Annotated in this window: 21 protein-coding genes; 15 read left to right on the forward strand and 6 right to left on the reverse strand. The window is 48.6% G+C overall.

Annotated features, from left to right (window positions below):
- The first annotated feature begins 1 nt into the window (after position 1).
- The 5 genes from QN395_RS04440 to QN395_RS04460 all read left to right on the forward strand — a co-directional run bounded on the left by QN395_RS04440 (position 2) and on the right by QN395_RS04460 (position 4,062).
- Positions 2–1,318 (forward strand): sensor histidine kinase, encoded by a 1,317-nt coding sequence (locus QN395_RS04440; RefSeq protein WP_323491780.1) that lies wholly within the window; start codon positions 2–4, stop codon positions 1,316–1,318.
- Positions 1,319–1,438: 120 nt separating this feature from the next.
- Positions 1,439–2,170, forward strand: coding sequence for a flagellar brake protein (locus QN395_RS04445; protein ID WP_322117919.1), 732 nt, complete (start codon positions 1,439–1,441; stop codon positions 2,168–2,170).
- A 96-nt stretch (positions 2,171–2,266) separates the two neighbouring features.
- The gene (locus QN395_RS04450; protein ID WP_322117918.1) at positions 2,267–2,638 is read left to right on the forward strand and encodes a hypothetical protein; all 372 of its coding nucleotides are present in this window, start codon (positions 2,267–2,269) and stop codon (positions 2,636–2,638) included.
- 95 nt (positions 2,639–2,733) lie between these two features.
- Positions 2,734–3,087: a single-stranded DNA-binding protein gene (locus QN395_RS04455; protein ID WP_322117917.1), complete on the forward strand. Its 354-nt coding sequence runs from the start codon at positions 2,734–2,736 to the stop codon at positions 3,085–3,087.
- 69 nt (positions 3,088–3,156) lie between these two features.
- On the forward strand, positions 3,157–4,062 hold the full coding sequence (locus tag QN395_RS04460) for a neutral zinc metallopeptidase (protein ID WP_322117916.1): 906 nt from the start codon (positions 3,157–3,159) through the stop codon (positions 4,060–4,062).
- 76 nt (positions 4,063–4,138) lie between these two features.
- Here the strand turns inward: QN395_RS04460 and QN395_RS04465 are convergent, their stop codons facing one another.
- From QN395_RS04465 to zwf, 5 genes are all read right to left on the reverse strand, one after another.
- The gene (locus tag QN395_RS04465; protein ID WP_322117915.1) at positions 4,139–5,080 is read right to left on the reverse strand and encodes a DedA family protein/thiosulfate sulfurtransferase GlpE; all 942 of its coding nucleotides are present in this window, start codon (positions 5,078–5,080) and stop codon (positions 4,139–4,141) included.
- Between the two features lie 273 nt (positions 5,081–5,353).
- Entirely contained in the window at positions 5,354–6,196 is an 843-nt protein-coding gene (locus QN395_RS04470; protein ID WP_322117914.1) for an HDOD domain-containing protein, read from the reverse strand.
- A gap of 157 nt (positions 6,197–6,353) precedes the next feature.
- A complete protein-coding gene (locus QN395_RS04475; RefSeq protein ID WP_322117913.1) occupies positions 6,354–7,253 on the reverse strand; it encodes an SIS domain-containing protein in 900 nt (299 codons plus the stop codon).
- A gap of 33 nt (positions 7,254–7,286) precedes the next feature.
- Positions 7,287–7,988 carry a 6-phosphogluconolactonase gene (gene pgl / locus QN395_RS04480; protein ID WP_322117912.1) on the reverse strand — a complete coding sequence of 234 codons (702 nt, stop codon included), beginning with the start codon at positions 7,986–7,988 and terminating at the stop codon, positions 7,287–7,289.
- On the reverse strand, positions 7,975–9,444 hold the full coding sequence (gene zwf / locus QN395_RS04485; protein ID WP_322117911.1) for a glucose-6-phosphate dehydrogenase: 1,470 nt from the start codon (positions 9,442–9,444) through the stop codon (positions 7,975–7,977). Before zwf ends, pgl begins: the two co-directional genes overlap by 14 nt.
- Before the next feature lie 388 nt (positions 9,445–9,832).
- Between zwf and edd the strand changes: the two genes are divergently transcribed.
- From edd to QN395_RS04520, 7 genes are all read left to right on the forward strand, one after another.
- Positions 9,833–11,701, forward strand: a complete 1,869-nt coding sequence (gene edd / locus QN395_RS04490; RefSeq protein WP_322117910.1) for a phosphogluconate dehydratase — start codon at positions 9,833–9,835, stop codon at positions 11,699–11,701.
- Positions 11,702–11,774: 73 nt separating this feature from the next.
- Positions 11,775–12,425 (forward strand): bifunctional 4-hydroxy-2-oxoglutarate aldolase/2-dehydro-3-deoxy-phosphogluconate aldolase, encoded by a 651-nt coding sequence (eda, locus tag QN395_RS04495; protein WP_322117909.1) that lies wholly within the window; start codon positions 11,775–11,777, stop codon positions 12,423–12,425.
- Between the two features lie 197 nt (positions 12,426–12,622).
- Positions 12,623–14,242, forward strand: a complete 1,620-nt coding sequence (pgi, locus tag QN395_RS04500; RefSeq protein ID WP_322117908.1) for a glucose-6-phosphate isomerase — start codon at positions 12,623–12,625, stop codon at positions 14,240–14,242.
- A 333-nt stretch (positions 14,243–14,575) separates the two neighbouring features.
- Positions 14,576–17,326: a phosphoenolpyruvate carboxylase gene (ppc, locus tag QN395_RS04505; protein WP_322117907.1), complete on the forward strand. Its 2,751-nt coding sequence runs from the start codon at positions 14,576–14,578 to the stop codon at positions 17,324–17,326.
- An 81-nt stretch (positions 17,327–17,407) separates the two neighbouring features.
- Positions 17,408–17,938 (forward strand): molybdopterin-guanine dinucleotide biosynthesis protein B, encoded by a 531-nt coding sequence (mobB, locus tag QN395_RS04510; protein WP_322117906.1) that lies wholly within the window; start codon positions 17,408–17,410, stop codon positions 17,936–17,938.
- A gap of 53 nt (positions 17,939–17,991) precedes the next feature.
- Entirely contained in the window at positions 17,992–18,192 is a 201-nt protein-coding gene (locus QN395_RS04515; RefSeq protein WP_322117905.1) for a YjfB family protein, read from the forward strand.
- 313 nt (positions 18,193–18,505) lie between these two features.
- Positions 18,506–18,961: a hemerythrin domain-containing protein gene (locus QN395_RS04520; protein ID WP_322117904.1), complete on the forward strand. Its 456-nt coding sequence runs from the start codon at positions 18,506–18,508 to the stop codon at positions 18,959–18,961.
- 35 nt (positions 18,962–18,996) lie between these two features.
- Here the strand turns inward: QN395_RS04520 and QN395_RS04525 are convergent, their stop codons facing one another.
- Positions 18,997–19,215 (reverse strand): RNA-binding S4 domain-containing protein, encoded by a 219-nt coding sequence (locus tag QN395_RS04525; protein WP_322117903.1) that lies wholly within the window; start codon positions 19,213–19,215, stop codon positions 18,997–18,999.
- Between the two features lie 531 nt (positions 19,216–19,746).
- On the opposite strand from QN395_RS04525, the gene QN395_RS04530 reads away from it, so the two are divergent.
- The 3 genes from QN395_RS04530 to QN395_RS04540 are packed head-to-tail and all read left to right on the forward strand — an operon-like array spanning position 19,747 to position 21,743.
- Positions 19,747–19,998, forward strand: coding sequence for a DUF2282 domain-containing protein (locus QN395_RS04530; protein ID WP_322117902.1), 252 nt, complete (start codon positions 19,747–19,749; stop codon positions 19,996–19,998).
- A 22-nt stretch (positions 19,999–20,020) separates the two neighbouring features.
- Positions 20,021–20,944 carry a DUF692 domain-containing protein gene (locus QN395_RS04535; protein WP_322117901.1) on the forward strand — a complete coding sequence of 308 codons (924 nt, stop codon included), beginning with the start codon at positions 20,021–20,023 and terminating at the stop codon, positions 20,942–20,944.
- The gene (locus tag QN395_RS04540; protein ID WP_322117900.1) at positions 20,937–21,743 is read left to right on the forward strand and encodes a DNA-binding domain-containing protein; all 807 of its coding nucleotides are present in this window, start codon (positions 20,937–20,939) and stop codon (positions 21,741–21,743) included. Before QN395_RS04535 ends, QN395_RS04540 begins: the two co-directional genes overlap by 8 nt.
- The last annotated feature ends 48 nt before the right edge of the window (positions 21,744–21,791 follow it).

Below are 21,791 nucleotides of genomic sequence, written 5' to 3' on the forward strand. Positions count from 1 at the left end.
AATGCCCACTGAAACATTGCAAACATCGCCAACGTCACCAGTGTCACCGGCATCACCAACGCCGGACCCGCGCTATCGATATCGCAAACTGTTCTGTATTTCTGGCGTATTGATTTTGATGCTTGCCGCGGGCGCTACGGCCTATATTTTGACTGCAACACAGCTTACACAGACAGCACGATTATTGGCATTGTCTGGATTACTAGCGCTGATCGGTAGTTGGCTATTTGGTTTTGGTCTGACAGGTTTATTACCGCGCCAAATCTATGTCCTAGCCGATGTGGCACCCGCATTACCGCATACCTCATCAACGCTGCAAGAAAATCTAAGCACACTAGAAAATAGTCTGGAACACGCACCGATTGCCCTGTTTTCGATTGACACCACATCCACGCCTTATCCCGTGCAAGCAATGAATGGCAACGCACGTCGGCTGATCGCCCCAGGTCGTGCGGTCCAGCCTGAGCAATTATTTGATCTGCTGAGAACGCAAGTAGTGGGCAAGCGCAGCATGATTTTGTTTGAAACAGAGCAAGGACTAGAGCGCGCATTACTTGCAACCAGCAGTTTGACCACGCATGGCAACACGCGATTGATGATTGCCTTAATGCCGGTAGAAAGCGAACTGCAATCCGAGGCGCAACAGGCATGGCAAAAATTAGTGCATGTGCTGACCCATGAAATTATGAATTCTTTGACGCCAGTGGCATCTTTATCCCGCACCGCGCATGATTTGTTAGAGGACCTAAAACCAAGCTTACCTACCGACAGCATCAAGGACTTGACCATGGCTTTAGACGCTATCAGTCGCCGCGCGCATGGTTTAGCGGAGTTTGTCGGTAGCTACCGGAGCTTGTCGAATGTCCCGGCTGCACATCCAGAACGTATCCATCTGGCGACACTTTTTACGCGCTTATCCACCTTAATCTCTCCAGCGTGGGCACAACGTGGCGGACGTGCCGAATTTATAACAGAACCGGCATCGCTAGAATTGATGATAGACCCTGCCCAATTTGAACAAGCCTTGATTAACCTCATCAAAAATGCGGAAGAAGCGACATCCAAAAAAGCCTCGCCCGAAGTGGTCATACGCGCCAAACTGAGTCGTGGCGGGCGTTTGCGGGTAGAAGTCACCGACAACGGGCCTGGTGTACCGGAAGAATTTGTTCCTCATATTTTTACGCCTTTTTTCTCGACCAAAGAAAAAGGCAGCGGAATCGGCCTGGCAATGGTGCAGCAACTGATCCAGGGTAACGGCGGCACTATCCGCTATGCCCACGTGGTACAAGGCGGTGCGCGCTTCATTTTGACTGTTTAATAATCGACCTCATAGTACCTAATCGACATAGCTGCATCCAACATCTGGATTGAAGAGTATTGACCTCCCTAACAGCAAAGGGTATGGTCATACTCACCAACGTTTGATGGAGACAAACCCATGTCAGCGTCCTTAAGTAATGACGAAATTGAGGATCGCTTTTTTTTGCTTGGGCGAATGGAGATCCTGAACATACTGAATGATCTGATCCATCGCCGGGAACCTGTGACCGTTTATTTTAATGGCGGTAATGAATTTATATTGAGCTTGCTGTTAGAGGCCAGAGCAGAGGCATTGATTTTTGATCTGGGTGGCGATGAAAGAGCGAACAAACTGTTAGAAAAAGCAGCTAGTTGCACGTTTTTAGCACTGCCGGATGGGATACGCGTGCAATTTTCCGGGATAGAACCGAATCGGTTTTTATGGGGTGATAAAGATGCGTTTTGGGTCCCTTTACCAGAACGGATTGTCCGCCTGCAAAGGCGCGAGAGTTATCGCAATGCTCTGCCGGTGGTCAATCCTCTAAGAGTGAAATTACTCATGGAAGAAGATAGCCAACTATATGATCTGGCATTACATGATTTGAGCGTAGGTGGTTTTGCCGCCACCGTGTATGGCGAAACGCCGTTGCGACCAGACGATAAAATCGCGCAGTTAGAAATCCAGTTATCCGATAAAAATGTCCTGATCTGTCCCGGACAAATTCGGCATGTCACCTTGATTAGTCGTGATGGTAATGGCCGTTATCGCATAGGCGTCAAATTTTTAAAATTACCGCATGTGATGGAAGTTGCGATTCAACGCTTTATCATCAAGACCGAATATGAAAGACGTAAGCTACTGATGCTTTGATCGCTGGTCTTTTTCATGTTTAGTTTGCAGATTGATCAATTACAAGTCAGCCTATATTGGCAGGCAGTATAAAAACAGAAAACACCCGGAGAACCTATGTACGACGATAATGATTTTTTTGCGATAGCGAAGTTTTTGCGACTAGGCATCAAAATTACCCTGAAAAACCCGATGGGACAAAACTCTTCATTCTCAACCAGCTTCCCCACTCCCAAGGGATCGATTGTCAGTTTTGATGAGAAAAGTTTATATGATCTGGAACGTAAGCTGCGTACTTTACTGGCAACCGATGTGCCGGTAAAAACCAAATTGGCACCGTTTGATTATTTGGGAACCAACTTCCGTGGTCTGATTTTCCACCTCAAAGAAGTCAATGAATTCGTGCTGCAAGAAACGCATGACTTATTCGGTATGGAATCAAAAAAAATAGTCCGTAAATCGGAACATTTTTTTCAACTACTGAAATAAAAATTCACCTCTGGATTTCAGTATTTGTTTCTTCAGTATTTTTTTCAATACTTAGTTTCAATACTTAGTTTCAACCTTCACATAATAGGGCTCAAGTGATAGATGCATTAATTTCCGGCAGATTGTATGGCCAAGCACAAGAAGGTAAAGGACAAGGCGGCAGTAGTTATGTCACTTGCAAACTACGACTCCCGACACCGGATGGTGACTTTATTTTCTGTAACGTCATCGCTTTTAACGACGATCTGCAAGATCAGTTATTAGCGCTGGGTGATGGCGATGCTGTCGCGTTATCGGGCGCCTTAACACCTAAAGTCTGGGAAGATAAACAAGGCAACACCAGACCAGCCGTAGATTTGGTAGCGCATGCTGTATTGACGGCATATCACGTTAGACAAAAGCGGGATGCGATGCTGATGGATGATGAAGACCGCAATAACAACGACTGAGCTGAAAACGAACAACGCAAAAAACAGCGTGATGAAATCTATCCGTAACGATCAAGCTAGAGGAATAATATGAAATGGGAAGGCAATCGCGAGAGCGATAACGTAGAAGATCGTCGTGGTGATAGTGATGATGGCGGCAATACTGGCGGTGGCGGCGGAGGTGGTTTCGGCGGGCGTCATATTGGTATCGGTTCGGTAGTGATCGCTTTGGTGGCCTCGTATTTTTTTGGTATTAATCCAATGACGGTGTTAAGCCTGTTAAGCGGCGGATCAGCACCGGTCACATCGTCACAGCAAAGCCAGCAGCCGCAAGCACATCGCCCACCTGCTAATGACAGAGAAACTAAATTTGTAAAAACCGTACTGGGTGATACGGAAGACGTGTGGACTGAAATGTTCCGCGCCAGCGGTAAGCAATATGTCAAACCTGTTTTAGTCATTTTTAATAACAGTACCTCTACTGCTTGCGGTAAAGGCGAGACCGCGACCGGGCCTTTTTATTGTCCGGTGGATCAAAAAGTCTATATCGATCTGAGCTTTTATCGTCTAATGCGTGATCGTTTTCATGTCAGCGGTGAGTTTGCGCAAGCCTATGTGATCGCGCATGAGGTCGGACATCATGTACAGAATCTGATGGGCATTTCCGACAAAGTACATGAGGCGAGATCACGCGCATCACAAGTGATGGGCAATGCTTTGTCGGTCAGGATGGAATTGCAGGCGGACTGTTTTGCGGGCGTTTGGGCGTTCCACGCCAACCAGTCACGCAGCATATTAGAAAGCGGCGATGTACAAACCGCCTTGAGTGCAGCAACCGCGATTGGTGACGATGCATTACAACGTCAGGCACAAGGTCAGGTCGTGCCAGACTCGTTCACGCATGGCACATCAGAACAACGGGTACGCTGGTTTAGCCGCGGATTGGAGAGTGGTAAAGTCGATCAGTGCAATACTTTCCAGGCGAAGCAGCTTTGATGTGATCGAGTAGCTTTGATCCCATCAGAGTATTTTTTTCGGGATTAGGAGGCGTGGTGGAGATACGATGAGGTTTTCAAGCATCCAGAGTATGTATCGCCTGCCCCGCTTTTTCCCACGCGTCTAATCCACCTAGCAACGGCCTTGCTCTAGTGTAGCCACGTCCCATCAGCAATTTCACCATTTGAGCAGCGGAGGCTTCGTTAGGGCAATTGCAGTAGACGACGATATCGCTGTCTTGCTGCACATGCGGTATTAAGGTTTGCCATTCGTTTAAGGCGATCATTCTGGCACCAGGGATGTGACGGGTATCCAGATTGCGTACGGATGAAGAGCGGATATCGACGATCACAGGTGTTTTCCCTGCTGCCATCAGATCGACTAACTCATTGACGCTGATCCTGGTAATGTTGAGGATTTTTTGAAAACGCCAGCGTTGCCACCATTTGTAACTGACGTACAAAATGAGCGCAATGCCCACTAGCGCCAAAGCGCCATTGCCCATCTCCAGCAGATGCCGGCTGATCATCTCAATATCGGGGTGAAACAACCAGCCAGCACCGATGGCAATCCCGCCCCACAATAAAATACCGACTGCATCAAAACATAAAAAAGCTAGCAATGGCAAACGCAAAGCTCCTGCCATTGGCGCGACGATCAGCGATAAACCCGGCACAAATTTGGCGATCAGCAACGTACTCAAACCCCAGCGCTCAAACCGGGTTTCGGTTTGTCTGACGCAGGAGTCTGGGGATAAAGATAAGCGACATAACAGGCGCATCACCCGCACACCATGGCGCTGACCGATCAGATACCAGACGGTATCGCCAATCAAACTGGCCAGCAGCGTGACCGCAAGTAAGGCTGCCAGCGATACCTGACCATCGGCAGCCAATGTGCCAGAAATAATTAAGGTAGGAACTGTCGGCAAAGGCAGGCCTAATTGCATCAGCAAGACATTGCCGAAGACAATAATCAAGCCGTATTGTTGTGCAAGGTGGATCAGGGATTGCATCATGATGTGGGGAACCCAGTTGCAGAATTAAATCAAAATGAAGCTAAATAGTGGAGAACAAATTGCAGGATGGACGCAAAGACGTATTGTATGCCGGGCTAGCTTTTAAGATATTGCGGTGACTAAGTAGAGAGAGTTGGCGAAGACTAAAAATCTCTTTTCAGTGAGGAGCAACCAATATACTCCCCCTTTATTTTACTAAAATCAGCTTATAGACCAATGATTATATGGACGATTAAATATACTTACTACCAGTATCAAATTCACCCTAAACAATCAAACATCCATTTCAGCATTCAGTTTATCGAACTGGAGTTGCGCCTCGGCCAGGACTTCTTCTAGCGATGCTTGATCTAGTCCCAGACTCTCCCATGCCTGGCCGCTAATCTCTGGTGGCGTGTGATCGGGTGTTGTGCTGATGTTGAGTGCATGCGCAATACCATCAGCGACATGCACGATGGTTGCCAAAAAGCCGAGGCCTGGTTTGTCGGGCTGGTGATGACCGCCAATGGCCTTGGCCATCAGTTCAGAAAACTGCCACTGGTTTGCCAGCGCCTCGCCCACTACCGCATGATCAATGCCCAAGACCTGGCGCTCTGCCTCAAATTGCGTGACTTGATGTTCTAAACGGAATGCGATCGTTGCCTCGTATTCAGACAAATAATGTGTCACTAAGACTAGCGAACCGATGTCGTGCAACAAACCCGCGGTGAAGGCAAGGTCGAGATTAAAGTTGAGTCGCCGGGCTAAAATCTTTGCCGCGATAGCGACCGCGTTGGAGTGGTACCAAAATCGTTTGTGACTAAATCCCTTGCACTTGTTTTCTGGAAAGCAGCCAGATAAGGCAGCGATCATCACCATTTGCTTGAAGGTGTCTAATCCCAGCAGTGTGATCGCCTGTGGAATTGTCGCGACCTTCACCATGGTGGCGTAATACACCGAATTAGCGTAACGCAAGGTCTTGGCAGTGAGCGCGATATCACGGCTGACTTTTTGTGCCAGCTCATTGATATTCACGTCGTCCTGATCAATGGTATTGAGAAGTTCCATCACCACGCCGGGCAAGGTGGGTAAGTCTTTGACTTCTTGAATAATCTGCTCAATCGCAATGGCTGACATAGACAATTCCTAGACTGGTTTTTTCCCAGTATTACCCAAAACAGGGGAATCGCCAAAGGATAGCGAATAGCATTACAGATTTAAATTAACTTGTTGTAGATTTTATACGGTGGATTGACGCAAAAACCCAAACCCTTCACCACAGAAAAAATCGGCCTTAAATTTTACTGTCCAGCCGTTTTTCACTAATGCTAGCTTTGGCTCTTTCTAACATATCAATCGCAGCAGGACCGCGCTGTAAAGTGACGGCGACTGCCAATGCATCGATATACGTCAGATGTGCCAGACGCGAGGTCATGGGCGTGTAGATATCCGGATCTTCCTCTACATCCACACTCAAGTGGACATCCGCCAATTCTGCCAATGGACCACCACTAGCGCATAGCACCAGCACCTTGGCGCCAGCACCTTTTGCCAGTTCTACACTACGTATCATGTCACGGGTACGGCCTGTGCGAGAGAAGGCGACAACCACGCAATCGCTATTTAATAAAGATGCCGATTGTGCCTGCAAATGCGCATCACAAAATACCGTCGTCGGAATCCCGAAACGGAAAAACTTGAGTTGCGCATCAATCGCCAAGGCACCGGAATATCCCAATCCATAGCACTCAATACGGCGCGCGCGCGACAGCAGATTGACTGCCGCCTCAAAGGTCGCCGTATTGGCAGAATTACGCGCCTCCATCAAGGCGGCGATGGTGCGATCAAATACCTTGGGCAACACATCACGCACATGATCTGCCTGGTTCACATCCAGATGCAAATAGGGAATGCCAGTTGCCAGACTTTTTGCAAATGCCAGCTTAAAACTTTTAAATCCGTCAAAGCCCAAGGATTGCGAAAAACGTGCGACCGTAGGCTCACTGACATCACAAGCCTGGGCTAAAACTCGTATCGACATTTCTAATGCATCGTGCGGTTTGAGCAGTAAAAATTCTGCTACTTGCCGCTCAGCACGACTCAGCGCCGTGCTGGCCGTGCGGATGCGTGCCAATAAACCTTTTTCAGAAGGAATTGGTTTTGGGTCTTGTAGTACGGTGGCAGAATTAGGCATGTTGCTCTTTAATTAGAGAACTATTAGTGGTAATCAAGGACACCAAAATACATCGACATCACAGCTAGCTTCTTGCAGTAATACAGAAATCGGTAAAGCGCTACCCGCAGCAGTGTCTAATGCGCCCTCTAAAACCTGACGTTTTTCTGCGCCGGTAATGACTAACCAAATTCTGTCGGTATCAAGTAAACGTGGCAGCGATAAAGACATGCGGCTTTGATGCGTCTGCGGATGTAACGCGGCCAGACAAGCCAGATCATCATGCTGGGTAGGCGCTTGCGGAAATAATGAAGCAACATGACCATCCGCGCCCATCCCTAATAACACGGCATTAAATGGCTGTGGGATTTGTTGCGCTAACCGGTGACTAATGGCCTCGGTCGCTACTTCCGGCGTACTTGCATCGTTTTTTAATGAAATTAAATTCCACTGACGACGATACGATGAGGCCATACTTTTTTTGAAAAGACCTTCATTACTTTGTACATCGGCGTCCTCAACCCAGCGCTCATCAGTCGCAACGAGGTTCACATTATTCACATCGCGCTGCGACAATAGCTGATCAAGCTGGCGATAGATCGGTGCAGGTGTTGAGCCACCAGCAAGAGCAAAATAAGCCGGGAGTCGCTCAGCTGCTGCACTATCGATAATATCTATCCATTGTGCGACTAAAGCGTCAGTGAGTTCGGCAAAATTATTAAAACTATGCAGCACCATACTATTAGTTTTCAACATATTCTTCGCCCCATGCCGCACCGTTTTGCGCCAGCAAATAGCTAGAAGCAGATGGCCCCCAACTACCGGCAATGTATGACTTCAAACCCTCGCTGTCGTTCTGCCAAGCGGTCATGATAGGATCAATCCATGCCCATGCGGCACCCAGTTCATCATCACGCACAAACAAAGTCAGGTCGCCATGCATCGCATCGAGCAACAGACGTTCATAGGATTCCACTCGACGCAAACTAGAGGCTTCAGCAAAGTCCAGATTTAAAGCGACGTCAGATAAACGAATACCCTCGCCCGGCTCTTTGGCTTTTAAAAACAGTTGTACGCTTTCTTCCGGCTGCAAAGAAATGACCAGGCGATTAGAGCGCAAATTACTTTGCGAACTACCAAAAATAGAATACGGAATCGGTTTGAAATTAATCGTAATCTCAGCACTGCGACTCGCCATACGTTTGCCTGTGCGCAGATAAAACGGTACGCCAGCCCAACGCCAGTTATCAATTTCTGCTTTAATCGCCACAAAGGTTTCGGTACGCGATGCAGGCGGCACGCCGGGTTCCGACTGATACGAAATCACAGGCTTGCCGTCTACCGCACCAGCACGATATTGGCCGCGCACGGTTTTCTTCGCAATATCGTCTGGCGTGAACTTGCGCAATGCGCGCAGGACTTTGACTTTTTCATCGCGAATCGCATCGGGATTGGCGTTTACTGGTGGCTCCATCGCGACGATCGATACCAGCTGCAATAAATGGTTTTGCACCATGTCACGCAAAGCGCCGGTGTGATCATAAAAATCTCCACGGGACTCGACGCCGACCTGTTCAGAAATAGAGATCTGCACATCTTGAATCGACTTACGGTTCCAGAGCGGCTCTAAAAATGCATTAGCAAAACGTAGCGCCAACAAGTTTTGCACCATCTCTTTGCCAAGATAGTGATCGATACGATAAATCTGATTTTCGCGCAGATGCGTACGCAACGATGCATTGATTTCTTTTGCCGATTGCGCATCACGTCCCAGAGGTTTTTCTAATACAACCCGGGCATTGCCTTCCACCAGACCATGCTTGGACAATTGCTCTACTACTGGTACAAAAATATCGGGGGCAGTCGCCAGATAAAACAAAGTCGGATTAGTGTCGCTGGTATTGAGCTGACTTTTTAAGGCGTCAAAATCGCCAGCTTCGCGGGCATCAATTTTGGAGTAATGCGTCAGCGCCAAAAAGGCGGCCGTCTTCTCGCTATGACCTGCGTCTTTATCAATCGCTTTGGTACCGTGCGACTCGATACTTGCCGCAACGCGGGCGCGAAACTCTTCGTCCGTCAGCACCTCGCGTGCGGCACCGATAAATTTAAAGTCAGCATCTAAACGACCGTTCACAAATGCGCTATACAGCGCGGGAATGATCTTGCGTTTGGCGAGATCGCCAGTGCCGCCAAATAATACGAATGTGGTCATGCTGACTCCAGAGTTATTCTAAATTTGAGATGAATGGACTTACGCAAAACCGCCCCAGCTGCGTTGCAGCTCCTAGCCGTAATAAAGTACTGTCGTCGTCGCTACGCCTTGCTGGGACAATTTTGCGTAAGTCCTGATGAAACGAAAATAAACTAGGTTATACCGATATTTTTACTACACTGATTTCATGTTTGATTATGTGATTTTATTTTCTTGATTATGCCTGATTTCAATCAAAAATGTAGTTTCATTACGATAAATTTGTCATTTTTACTGTTTTAATCGAGTTAAATACTCGTAAATGAAAGTTTGTTACAGTTTTGCTGGATTTATGCTATCTTCATTCCATCCAAAAAATTATCCAAAAAAGTCTGAAGCGAGCCTCCTCATGAGTACATCTGCATCAAATACACCCGCCAACATCAACCCAATCAACCCAACTGTTGCCCGCGTGACAGAACGCATTATTGAACGTAGCAAAACCTTGCGCACTGCCTATCTAGCACGCTTGGAAAAAATGCGGGGACGCGGTCCACGTCGTGCCAGCTTGTCTTGCGCCAATCAGGCACATGCCAACGCAGCGATGGATAGCGGCACCAAAATCTGGTTGAATCAGGCACAAAAACCGAATATCGGCATCATCACCGCCTACAACGACATGCTGTCGGCGCATCAGCCCTATGAATCTTATCCGCAACAAATCCGTCAGGCAGCATTACGTTTTGGTGGCACTGCACAAGTCGCAGGCGCCGTGCCAGCCATGTGCGATGGCGTCACGCAAGGTCGCCCAGGTATGGAGCTATCGTTGTTCTCACGTGATGTGATTGCGCAGGCGACTGCAGTGGCTTTATCGCATGATGCCTTTGATGCGACCTTGTGTCTGGGTATTTGCGACAAAATTGTGCCGGGCCTATTGATCGGCGCTTTGGCGTTTGGTCATTTGCCGACGATTTTTATTCCCGCCGGCCCTATGGGCTCGGGATTATCGAATAAAGAAAAAGCCGCAGTACGTGAGCGCTATGCCCAAGGCAAGGCGACCAAGGAAGAATTGCTAGCAGCGGAGAGCGCCGCATATCACAGCGCTGGCACATGCACTTTTTACGGCACGGCCAACAGCAATCAGATGTTGCTGGAAGCCATGGGCTTGCATTTGCCCGGCGCGGCTTTTATTCATCCAGGCGATCCTTTGCGCCATGTGCTGACAGATGCTGCGGTTGAGCGCGTTTTGCAGCTGACTGAACATGGCGATCAGTTCACGCCGATTGGTCAACTGGTCGATGAAAAAGTCATCGTCAATGCAGTCATCGCCTTGCTGGCCACTGGCGGCTCGACCAATCATACGATTCACTGGATTGCGGTAGCGCGTGCGGCGGGCATCCTGATCGACTGGCAAGATTTTGATGAATTGTCCTCGGTTATCCCCTTGCTGACACGCGTCTATCCCAACGGCACAGCCGACGTAAATGCCTTTGAAGATGCGGGCGGTCCAACGTTTGTGATCCGTGAATTATTGTCGGCAGGTTTGATGCATGCCGATGTCAAAACTGTCTACGGTAATCAAGGTTTGTTAGGACACACCAGCCGCCCGGTACTGGTAGAGCATCCAGAGGGCAATAAAGTCCAATGGCAAGCGCTACCCGCTATCTCGACCAACCACGATGTCGTGCGCAATGTGAATGATCCGTTCGCACCGACTGGCGGTTTGCGCTTGTTACAGGGCAATGTCGGTCGGGCGATTGTGAAAGCCTCTGCGGTACCAGAAGACGCCTGGATCGTACGTGCGCCAGCGATTGTATTTGAGTCGCAAGACGCACTAGTCGGCGCTTACAAAGCAGGCGAACTGAATAAAGATTTTGTCGCAGTCGTGATATTTCAGGGCCCACAAGCCAACGGTATGCCAGAGCTGCATCACTTCACACCAGTGTTAGGTAGTCTGATGTCGGCTGGCTATAAAGTCGCCCTGGTCACCGATGGCCGCATGTCCGGTGCCAGCGGCAAAGTGCCTGCTGCATTGCATGTTAGCCCAGAAGTGGCACAAGGCGGACCGCTAGGTAAAGTACGTGATGGCGACCTCATTGAATTAAACGTCCATACCGGTGAACTGCTTGCCTTAGTCGATGCGGAAGAGTGGGAACAACGCGCGGTTCGCGTGCCATCGACCGAAGCAACATTTGATTACGGTCGCGAATTATTTGCAGCACAGCGACGCGTGGTCACTGCGCCAGAACACGGTGCATCGACCTTGTTTATTGATTGAGGCCGCCAAGCAAATAGGATGTGCCGCTATTTATCTGTTAAAAAAGAACCATCACTAAAGAATTGAGACCATCATGATCCACACAAAACAAAGCATCATTGCGCAATTAGAACAACTCCGTGTTTTGCCGATTCTGGTGACGGACGATGTGGATCAGGCGATTCGTTGCGTGACGACGCTCGCAGAAAACGGCTTGCCTGCGGTTGAGATTACCTTGCGTACACCAAACGCGATGACTGTCTTGCGCGAAGTGATCAAAGCTTGCCCGAATGTCGTTGTTGGCGCAGGCACGGTGCTGACGTCAGCGCAGCTAGATGCAGTGAAATATGCTGGTGCCGCATTCGGCATCAGCCCAGGTATCACACCGAGCCTGGCCAGAGCAGCGGCAGAATCTGGCTTGCCTTACTTCCCAGGCGTTGGCGGTGCGAGTGATTTGATGTTGGCGCTGGAACATGGCTTTGATGTCGTCAAACTCTTCCCGTCTGACATCGTCGGTGGCATCAAGATGGCAAAAGCCTTGGGTGGTCCTTTCCCCGACGTACGTTTTTGCCTGACGGGCGGCGTAACGGTGGAAGCAACGCCGGGCTTATTACGTCAAAACAATATCTTGTGCGTCGGCGGCTCCTGGATGTGCCCTGCCTCCCTGATCAATGCTGGCGATTGGGAAGCAATCGGCACACTGGCGACGCAAGCGATGATTGCGGGACGCCCTCAGTTGGCTTGATTTTCCACATAATTTCCATGTGGAAAACGCATCAAGCGGGTAAGAAGCAATCCATAAAACTCCCTCTAAAAAAACATATACTCATATATGTATTGTGCTTTTTACCCTAATTGTCCAATGATTTATTGGACAATTAGAGTTTTAATCAAGATACTCCCCCTTAAATCGACTTTTTGTTCATAGAATCAATCCTGATCATGACGACCTCTGTTTCTCGTACTTCCCTTTGGTGTTTGCTGCAGCAGCGGGCGACTAATCTGCCCAGCCTGAAAGAACTATTCCGCGCCGATCCGCAGCGATTTACGCATTTTTCTGCATCGGCTTGCGGTATCTTGCTGGACTACTCCAAACAGAGAATCGACACGACCGCCAAGCTCAATTTGCTGGCGCTGGCGCGACAACAAGAGGTCGAGTCTCATCGTGATGCCATGTTACGCGGCGAAGCGATTAACAATACCGAAAACCGTGCCGTACTGCATACCGTGTTGCGGCTACCCAAAGGCGAATCGTTTTATCTGAATGGCGAGAATATCGCTGCCGACGTGCATCAGGTGTTGGCACAAATGCGTAGCTTCAGCGATGCCGTACGCGAAGGTCGCTGGCTAGGCTATACCGGCAAACCGATTAGTACCGTCATCAATATTGGCATCGGTGGATCGGATCTGGGACCGCAGATGGCGTGCATCGCCCTAGCACCGTGGTCGAAGAATAATTTATCCCTGCACTTTGTCTCCAATGTGGACGGTCGCCACGTCGCCGATGCGTTGAAAAATGCGAATCCTGAAACGACCTTGTTCGTTGTCGCATCCAAAACCTTTACCACAATGGAAACTTTAACCAATGCCCGCACTGCACGCGAGTGGATGCTGGCGCACGGATGTCCGGCAGAACAAATCCGTCAGCATTTTGTGGCACTCAGTACGAATGTAAAAGCGGCGGCAGATTTTGGGATTGCGCCAGAAAATGTGTTCCCGTTCTGGAACTGGGCTGGTGGTCGTTATTCGATGTGGAGTGCGATTGGTTTGTCGATTGCGTTGTATGTCGGCGCAGACCGCTTTGAAGAAATGCTGGCGGGTGCGCACGAGATGGATTTACATTTCGCGCAAGCACCGCTTGAGCAAAACTTGCCGGTATTAATGGCCTTGATCGGTGTCTGGAATATCAACTTCCTTGGATTACAGGCGCTATCGATTGCACCTTACCATCAGCGCATGACACGCCTGCCTGCTTATCTGCAACAGTTAGAAATGGAGAGCAACGGCAAGTCTGTCACGCGAGAAGGTCAGCGGGTAGATTACGCCACCTCACCAATTTTATTTGGTGAGGCGGGTACCAATGGTCAGCATGCCTACTTTCAGTTATTGCATCAAGGCGCGACGATTATCCCGACTGATTTTATTGTGGTGGCAGAAGATGATGCTGGCATGCCAGGACACAATAAAGCACTACTGGCCAACTGCTTTGCACAATCAAAAGCTATGGCATGGGGTAAAGATATTAACGAGGTTCGCGCTGAACTTGGAGATTTGTCAGACCAGATATTAGCGCCTAGGGTTTTTGAAGGAAATCGTCCGACATCAACATTGTTGCTAGATTCCCTCACACCGCGCTCATTAGGTGCATTGATTGCACTGTACGAGCACAAAGTATTTGTACAATCAGTGATCTGGGATATTAATGCGTTTGATCAATGGGGTGTAGAGCTCGGTAAATCGCTGGCACAGCAATTGATTAGCTTGGACCCATCTGCGGTAAAAGAAGACTACGACAGTTCTACCCGCGGATTGCTGAAGGCGATTAGTAAACGATATCAATAAAGCGAACTGAGGCGTCCAGAAATGCGGGGGCATCGCTGAATTTGATGCCTGCTTGGTGCTTCTTTGTGCCGAGTTTGACGCGAATTGACCGTTTTTATGGGGTATTGAGAAAGACAGTAGGTCGCTGGAAAATCCTGCCCAAAAGATCGTTACAACAGCCTCATTTTATATACTCCCAATTTTTTTATAAAAATATGCCTTATTGTCCAATGATTATATGGACACTTTAAATATACTTAACCAGAGTATATTTATTTAAGTAATTCCGATTAACGATAAGTTTGCCCGATGAATGCTCACCTGATGAATACTCACTCTTCTCAAATAATCGACATGACTGAAGACGACAAAGACCAAAGCCTGCGCGAAGACATTCGTCGTCTCGGACGGATACTCGGCGACACCGTACGCAATCAGCATGGCGACATTGTGTTTGATTTGATTGAGACGGTAAGGCAAAACTCGATCCGCTTCCGGCGCGATGCCGATGAGGCTGCGCGGGAAGAACTGGAATCGACGCTGGATACGCTCACCAACGATCAGACGACGCAAGTCATCCGCGCTTTTAGTTATTTTTCTCATCTGGTAAATTTGGCAGAAGATCAGCATCATATTCGCCGCACCCGTAAGCATTTGATCGCTGGGTCAACACCACGCGCAGGCAGTCTGGCGCACACAATAGAGTCCTTGTACAGCAGCGGTCACAGTACCCAACAGTTACTGGATTTTTTTCAGACCGCAGAAGTCAGTCCTGTGCTGACAGCGCATCCGACCGAGGTGCAGCGCAAAAGTATTTTGAATTGCCAGACCGTGATCACTCGCCTCTTGGATGAGCGTGATCGTATGCAATTGACGCCGGAAGAATCGGACGCCAATGATGAGGCGCTCAATCGTGCCGTGCTGACTTTATGGCAAACCCGCATGCTGCGCACCTCTAAATTATCGGTGCTGGATGAAGTGGAAAACGGTCTGAGTTTTTACGATGCCACTTTCTTACGCGAGCTACCGAGTTTGTATGCAGGTTTAGAGGATTTGCTGAGCAGCAAAGAGGACAGCCATAAGCCAATTGATTTGCCTAGTTTTATGAAGATGGGAAGCTGGATTGGCGGTGACCGCGACGGTAATCCTTTTGTGACTGCTAGCGTGCTGGAACAGACTCTGGCAATGCAAGCAACCCGCGCACTCAAATTTTATCTGGATGAATTGCATACGCTGGGTTCGCAATTGTCGATGGCCACTTTACTGGTCAATGTGTCGGCAGACTTGCTGGATCTGGCGGAACGTTCGCCCGATCACTCACCGCATCGAGCAGATGAACCCTATCGCCTTGCCGTCAGCGGCATTTATGCGCGGCTGGCTGGCACCTACAAACAATTGCTGGGCGCAGACCCGGTCATTCATGCATCCGGCGATGCGACGCCCTATGCCACGGCGGAAGAATTATCAGCCGACCTCGATATCGTCCATCAATCCCTACTGGACAACGGCTCGGCTGCGATTACACGGGGTCGTTTGCGACACCTGCGCCGAGCAGTACGTGTGTTCGGATTCTATTTAGCGCCGGTCGATCTGCGTCAAAACTCCGACGTGCACGAGCGGGTCGTAGCTGAATTATTAGAAGCCGCCAAACCCGGCAGCAACTACCTGCAATTAGACGAAGAGCAACGCATCCATTTGTTGGCGGCTGAAATCGAATCCTCGCGCCCACTTGCCTCGCCTTATATTACTTACTCGGAAGAGACTCAATCTGAGCTGGCGATTTATCGTGGCGCCCGAACGGCGCAATTGCGCTACGGCAAAGGAGCTGTGCCCAACTGTATTATCTCCAAAACCGATGGCGTATCGGACATGCTGGAACTGGCTTTATTGCTAAAAGAAGCAGGCTTACTACATCCGCTAGAAGGCAGTCTGGATGTGAATATTATTCCGCTGTTTGAAACCATTGGTGATTTACAAAACAGCGCACCGTCGATGGATAGATTGCTCGCTTTACCCGCTTACGCACGCTTACTGGCAAGTCGCAATCATGCGCAAGAGGTCATGCTGGGCTACTCCGACAGCAACAAAGACGGCGGCTTCCTGACATCCGGTTGGGAACTGTATAAAGCTGAGTTAGATCTGGTAACAATATTCGCTAAACATCAAGTACGCTTGCGCTTGTTCCATGGCCGTGGCGGCTCGGTCGGCCGTGGTGGTGGCCCAAGTTATCAGGCGATTCTGGCGCAACCAGCTGGCGCAGTGCAGGGGCAAATCCGGTTGACTGAACAAGGCGAAGTGATCACCGCTAAATATGGCAATCCTGAAGTTGGCCGTCGCAATCTGGAAGTGTTGGCAGCAGCGACTCTGGAAGCCAGCCTGCTGTCGGATAAAGAGCCCGCGCCACCACCCGCATTTTTAAAAGTGATGGAAGAGTTATCCGATCACGCTTTCCGCGCTTACCGGAATATGGTCTATGAGACCGAGGGTTTTGAGCAGTATTTTTGGGAATCCACAGTGATCTCAGAAATCGCAGGACTGAATATCGGCAGCCGTCCGGCATCGCGTAAAAAATCTACGGCGATAGAGGATTTACGAGCGATTCCATGGGTATTTAGCTGGTCACAATGTCGCCTGATGTTGCCGGGCTGGTTTGGTTTTGGCTCAGCCGTCACAAGCTACTTGCAAGCACATCCAGACTATGGGTTGCAAACTCTGCAAGCGATGTTTAAAGACTGGTCGTTCTTTTCTACGGTCTTATCGAATATGGAGATGGTGTTATCCAAAAGCGATATCGGTATCGCCAGCCGCTATGCGCAACTGGTCAAGGACGAGGCTTTACGTAATCGTATCTTCCCGCGTTTAAAAGCCGAACATGAAGCGACTATTGCCGCTTTAACGTCGATCTCTGGGCAGTCAGAATTATTGTCTGCGAACCCTTTGCTAAAACGCTCAATCAGCAATCGCTTCCCATATTTATCGCCGCTAAACCATGTGCAGGTTGAGTTACTGGAGCGCTATCGCAATGGCGACCCGGATGAGCGGGTAAGGCGGGGCATACACTTATCGATCAATGGGATTGCTGCTGGTTTGCGGAATAGTGGTTGATTCTGGATCACTAGTCTTGTTCTCTATTGGAGTACCATACGGACAAGGAAATTATTAAGTTACCAAAAAATCAATTATTACATGTCAACTCAATTACTCGGCGTCATCGGCTGGTCTGGTAGTGGAAAAACCACGTTGTTGGAATATCTCATCACACAACTAGTTGCTCAAGGTACAAGTGTGAATGTGATCAAACATAGTCATCATGATATTGTTTTAGAGCCGCCGCACAAAGATAGCGCAAGATTACGTATGGCAGGCGCAAATGAAGTGCTGCTGGCCTCGCCTTATCGTGTTTCATTAATCACAGAGTTACGGCAAAAGCCAGAACCCTCGTTGTCTGACTTGCTCCGCCGTCTGGCAGCCGCCGACCTGACTTTAGTAGAAGGTTATAAGTGGGAGCCCATTCCAAAACTAGAAATCCATCGCCCCGGCCTCGGCAAACCTGATTTGTATTCAAGCGATCTGCGAGTGGTGGCAGTTGCGGCAGATACGCCAGCGCCAGCAGATCTGAGTGCCGGCATAGTCTGGCTCGATCTGAATCAACCGGAGCAGATACTAAAATGGCTACAACTTGCGCTGGCGGAAAAGTTATTTTCGGTCTCGCTATAAAGTCGCACCCAGTTCCAGCCGTTAAGGAAGACACGTATTAATGGGAGAATATAATGGACGTTACAGGTATTGCCAGCGTTGCCACAACTTTGGCCGATGTAGGTACTAGCCAAGCGGTTAGTATTGCTGTGCTTAAAAAAGCGCAAGACATTAGCAAGGACAGCGCAACCGCTTTGATCGAAGCGATTCCAAGCGCTCCAACGGTATCGAATTTACCGCCAAATCTTGGCAGAAATATCAATACCACTGCTTAGTGTTATTTTGTTGCCGACGTACAAGGTTGTGCGTCGGGTGACTTTATTTTTACGGTAATTCATACTCATGAATTACATTTGAACTGTTTCTTAAGTTTTTCTCACGCCTCCTCACTTCACCAACGATTTGTTGTAATTCAAGCGTGTCAGCCAAAAATTAAAGCGCACCTTGATGAACTAACAAATTACGCTCACACCACCAAAAAATCCCGCAGCAAAAAAATCTACAATCAGTGATAATCCTGTCGAGAATATTGAGCAGTATTAATTGGCAATGAAATCGCCAGTGAGCCTGGCGCGACTAGGAAAAATAATGACTGATACACAATGGGGATGGTCGGATCGGCTAAGTTTGAGCTATGCGCCCATGGATGAAACACATCAAGAATTTGTCACGCTCTGCGCTGCGCTGGCAGAAGACAATCCGGCAACCTACATCGAGCGTTTAGATGCCTTGATCGCACATTCAGTCGAACACTTCGATCAAGAAAATCAATGGATGACTGAAACCCAATTTCCACCAGGCGGCTGTCATATCACAGAGCACAACGCCATACTGCAAGTCATGCACGAAGTGCGACGCCGGATAGAATTAGGAGAAACCGATTTAGGCGCACGCCTGGCAGAAGAATTGCCGCACTGGTTTGAACATCATGTTGATACCATGGACAATATGCTGGCGCGCTTTATGAGTAATGAGCAAATGCAGCAAAATCAACTTGCAACATTGTCTGAAGAGCCAGTCAGCGCCGGCACAGCAGCCGTTTGATTATTCAACAAATAAGCAAAACGTATTAGGGTGAATTAAGCCGCAATCACCTTGATGCGAACATCGCCCAAGACTACTTTTTGTCCTTGCCGGATTTTGGCTGTTTTACGCAACTCCTGCTTGCCGTCAACGGCAACGGCACCACTGGCGACAATCACTTTGCCTGCACCACCGCTGTCGCATAGTCCGACCAGTTTTAATAATTGATTCAATTCAACGAATTCGCCATCCAGGCTAAAAGTAAGTTCTTGCATAAAATTCCTGATCAACATTAAGCTTCTTGTTAGCTACAAGGCGAAGAATAACCTATCCGCTGAATAACCCAAACTGCCGCTAAAAATTAGTATCCAATCAAGATTGAACCCAGATTTTCCATTAGACCGCTACCACTTCGCAAAAAACGCAGACGGCGTGCGGTCTTCAGAGGGATAGCACCACCGCGATTCGAGTGGAAACGCTACAGCGACAATTGCACCGTTGGCGAACTGCCTGGCGTTGTTGCTCCTCCTAGCAAGATGCAGCTTGCGTCGTCGTCGCGTCTAGCCAGTCAGTCCGCCAAAGGCACACTTGTCGCTGTTCCAATGGAAAATCTGGGTTGAATCTAATTTGAAATTTGTTTCGTAAAAATTAATAATGAATACAAGATTCACACAAAAGCAGGACATTTTTTAAAAAGATGTGTAAGGTATCTCTGCTTTGATCGACTATTCGTTGTAAGTGATGTGTATTGATTCAATTATCGATTCAACTTAATGTAAGCCCTTTTTAATTTATTGGAGATCAACATGAACAACAAAGCCATGATCGCAGTTGCATTAGCAGGTTTGCTTGGTTCCGCTATGGCAGCCGCCGCTGAACCAGCAAAAACAGAAAAATGTTTTGGCGTCGCCAAAGCAGGTCAAAATGATTGCGCTACTAAAACTGGCTCCCATTCTTGCGCTGGCCAAGGCAAAAAAGATATGGACCCTAGTGAATGGAAAAAAGTCCCGGCAGGCACCTGTGAAAAAATGGGCGGCAAAGTAGACAAAGCAGCCTGATTTTAGCTAAATTTAATACAGCTTGAACTCCGCGTTCGAGACGATGCGCAAACCGACCGTCAACTTAGGGGTTGGCGTTGGTTTGCGCAGTCAGCATTACCGTGATTTTCTGAATGCGCCAGTAGCAATCGACTGGTTAGAGGTGCATTCAGAAAATTATTTTGGCGATGGCGGTTACGATTTGCATGTTTTGCAGCAACTACGTCAAGATTATCCCATCAGCCTGCATGGTGTCGGTTTAGCTCTCGGCTCTGCCGTTGGTTACAACGCCTACAACGACGCCCATCTGCAAAAATTACACCACCTGGTTCAACGCATACAACCTGCTCTGGTATCCGAACATTTGTGTTGGGGTGCTGTGACTGGTCGTCATTTAAACGATTTACTCCCGCTACCATTGCGTCAAGATGCTTTAGAGTTGATATGCGAGCGGGTTGATCAAGTACAAAATCTATTGCAAAGAAGCGTGCTGATCGAAAACGTCTCGACCTATTTACGCTTCGCCCAAGATGACATGTCCGAGGCAGAATTTCTGGTACAACTGGCAAAGCGTACAGGCTGCGGCATTTTATTAGACGTCAATAACCTCTACGTCAATCAGCATAATCACGGCGAAGATGCCTTAGCAGCGCTGCGTCATTTCTCTGATCTGCCACAAGGTGTGATTGGTGAGATTCATCTGGCAGGACATTTGCGTACTGATGACTGCCTGATCGATCACCATGGTTGTGAACTAGCGCCGGAGGTATGGGATTTATACCAAACAACGTGCTCGCTACTGGGCACAGAAATTCCTGTGTTGATTGAATGGGATACCGATATTCCGGCGCTACCGGTTCTGCTGGCCGAAGCGGCTAAGGCGACGTATTACAGGGATGCGTCTCGTGCCAACATCATCAACGCAAGTAGTGTCAGTAACTCAATATCAGCGGCACATCATGGCTGACCCTCGCAGCCTCTCTGCGATACAACAGCAGTTTGCAGATGCTTTATTGTTTCCCGACCAAAGTACCAGTCCATTGTTCAAATCCTCGCCGGAACAAGCACAAGAACGCTTGGGGATTTATAGGGGGAATGTGTCCGCCATCTGGACTCAAGCCTTACAAAATACCTATCCTGTTTTATATCAATTGGTCGGCGCAGAATTTTTTGAGCAAATGGCCAAAGCCTACGGACGCGCCCATCCGTCTACTTCAGGCGATTTAAACGAATTTGGATCGCAGCTATCCATTTTTTTAGCTGATCCAGCAACTGGTATCGGTATCATCAATGACTATCCCTATTTTCCAGATGTCGCCAACTTAGAGTGGCATGTGCATACGGCCTATTACGCAACCAATACAGCGCCGTTGGGCCTGGCCGAAGTGATTGAAAAAACAGGAGAACATTTTGGACAAACCCGTTTGCGCCTACACCCAGCTTGCCGATTAATAACATCGGAGTGGGCTTGTGCAAGCATTTGGCAAGCACACCAACCAAAAATCGATGTCGCTTATCCAGAGCAATTAGAGGTAAAAAACTATTGCTTAGTCAACCGCCAACATTGGTTAGTCGAAGTACATGCATTAGGCATAGCGTCGTATGTTGGATTGCTAGCCTTATCGCAAGGAGAAAGTATCGGATGGGCATTGGAGCAAGCGATGGAACACGATCCCGATTTTCAGATTGCGGATCAACTACAGCAATGGTTTAACTGGGGCATTTTTGTAGAGAGTAAACTGTCTTCCAGCGATGAACGCATGTAAGGAAAACCGCACTCCTCCGACTGACTTGCATAACTAACAGGGAGAATA

This window comes from Undibacterium sp. RTI2.2, assembly GCF_035018705.1.
Lineage (GTDB): Bacteria > Pseudomonadota > Gammaproteobacteria > Burkholderiales > Burkholderiaceae_D > Undibacterium.

Excerpts from the sequence above, each read along its gene's own strand:
- QN395_RS04440 (WP_323491780.1), top strand. The coding sequence starts at position 2 with ATGCCCACTGAAACATTGCAAACATCGCCAACGTCACCAGTGTCACCG.
- QN395_RS04445 (WP_322117919.1), top strand. The coding sequence starts at position 1,439 with ATGTCAGCGTCCTTAAGTAATGACGAAATTGAGGATCGCTTTTTTTTG.
- QN395_RS04450 (WP_322117918.1), top strand. The coding sequence starts at position 2,267 with ATGTACGACGATAATGATTTTTTTGCGATAGCGAAGTTTTTGCGACTA.
- QN395_RS04460 (WP_322117916.1), top strand. The coding sequence starts at position 3,157 with ATGAAATGGGAAGGCAATCGCGAGAGCGATAACGTAGAAGATCGTCGT.
- QN395_RS04465 (WP_322117915.1), bottom strand. The coding sequence starts at position 5,080 with ATGATGCAATCCCTGATCCACCTTGCACAACAATACGGCTTGATTATT.
- QN395_RS04470 (WP_322117914.1), bottom strand. The coding sequence starts at position 6,196 with ATGTCAGCCATTGCGATTGAGCAGATTATTCAAGAAGTCAAAGACTTA.
- QN395_RS04475 (WP_322117913.1), bottom strand. The coding sequence starts at position 7,253 with ATGCCTAATTCTGCCACCGTACTACAAGACCCAAAACCAATTCCTTCT.
- pgl (WP_322117912.1), bottom strand. The coding sequence starts at position 7,988 with ATGTTGAAAACTAATAGTATGGTGCTGCATAGTTTTAATAATTTTGCC.
- zwf (WP_322117911.1), bottom strand. The coding sequence starts at position 9,444 with ATGACCACATTCGTATTATTTGGCGGCACTGGCGATCTCGCCAAACGC.
- edd (WP_322117910.1), top strand. The coding sequence starts at position 9,833 with ATGAGTACATCTGCATCAAATACACCCGCCAACATCAACCCAATCAAC.
- eda (WP_322117909.1), top strand. The coding sequence starts at position 11,775 with ATGATCCACACAAAACAAAGCATCATTGCGCAATTAGAACAACTCCGT.
- pgi (WP_322117908.1), top strand. The coding sequence starts at position 12,623 with ATGACGACCTCTGTTTCTCGTACTTCCCTTTGGTGTTTGCTGCAGCAG.
- ppc (WP_322117907.1), top strand. The coding sequence starts at position 14,576 with ATGACTGAAGACGACAAAGACCAAAGCCTGCGCGAAGACATTCGTCGT.
- mobB (WP_322117906.1), top strand. The coding sequence starts at position 17,408 with ATGTCAACTCAATTACTCGGCGTCATCGGCTGGTCTGGTAGTGGAAAA.
- QN395_RS04515 (WP_322117905.1), top strand. The coding sequence starts at position 17,992 with ATGGACGTTACAGGTATTGCCAGCGTTGCCACAACTTTGGCCGATGTA.
- QN395_RS04520 (WP_322117904.1), top strand. The coding sequence starts at position 18,506 with ATGACTGATACACAATGGGGATGGTCGGATCGGCTAAGTTTGAGCTAT.
- QN395_RS04525 (WP_322117903.1), bottom strand. The coding sequence starts at position 19,215 with ATGCAAGAACTTACTTTTAGCCTGGATGGCGAATTCGTTGAATTGAAT.
- QN395_RS04530 (WP_322117902.1), top strand. The coding sequence starts at position 19,747 with ATGAACAACAAAGCCATGATCGCAGTTGCATTAGCAGGTTTGCTTGGT.
- QN395_RS04540 (WP_322117900.1), top strand. The coding sequence starts at position 20,937 with ATGGCTGACCCTCGCAGCCTCTCTGCGATACAACAGCAGTTTGCAGAT.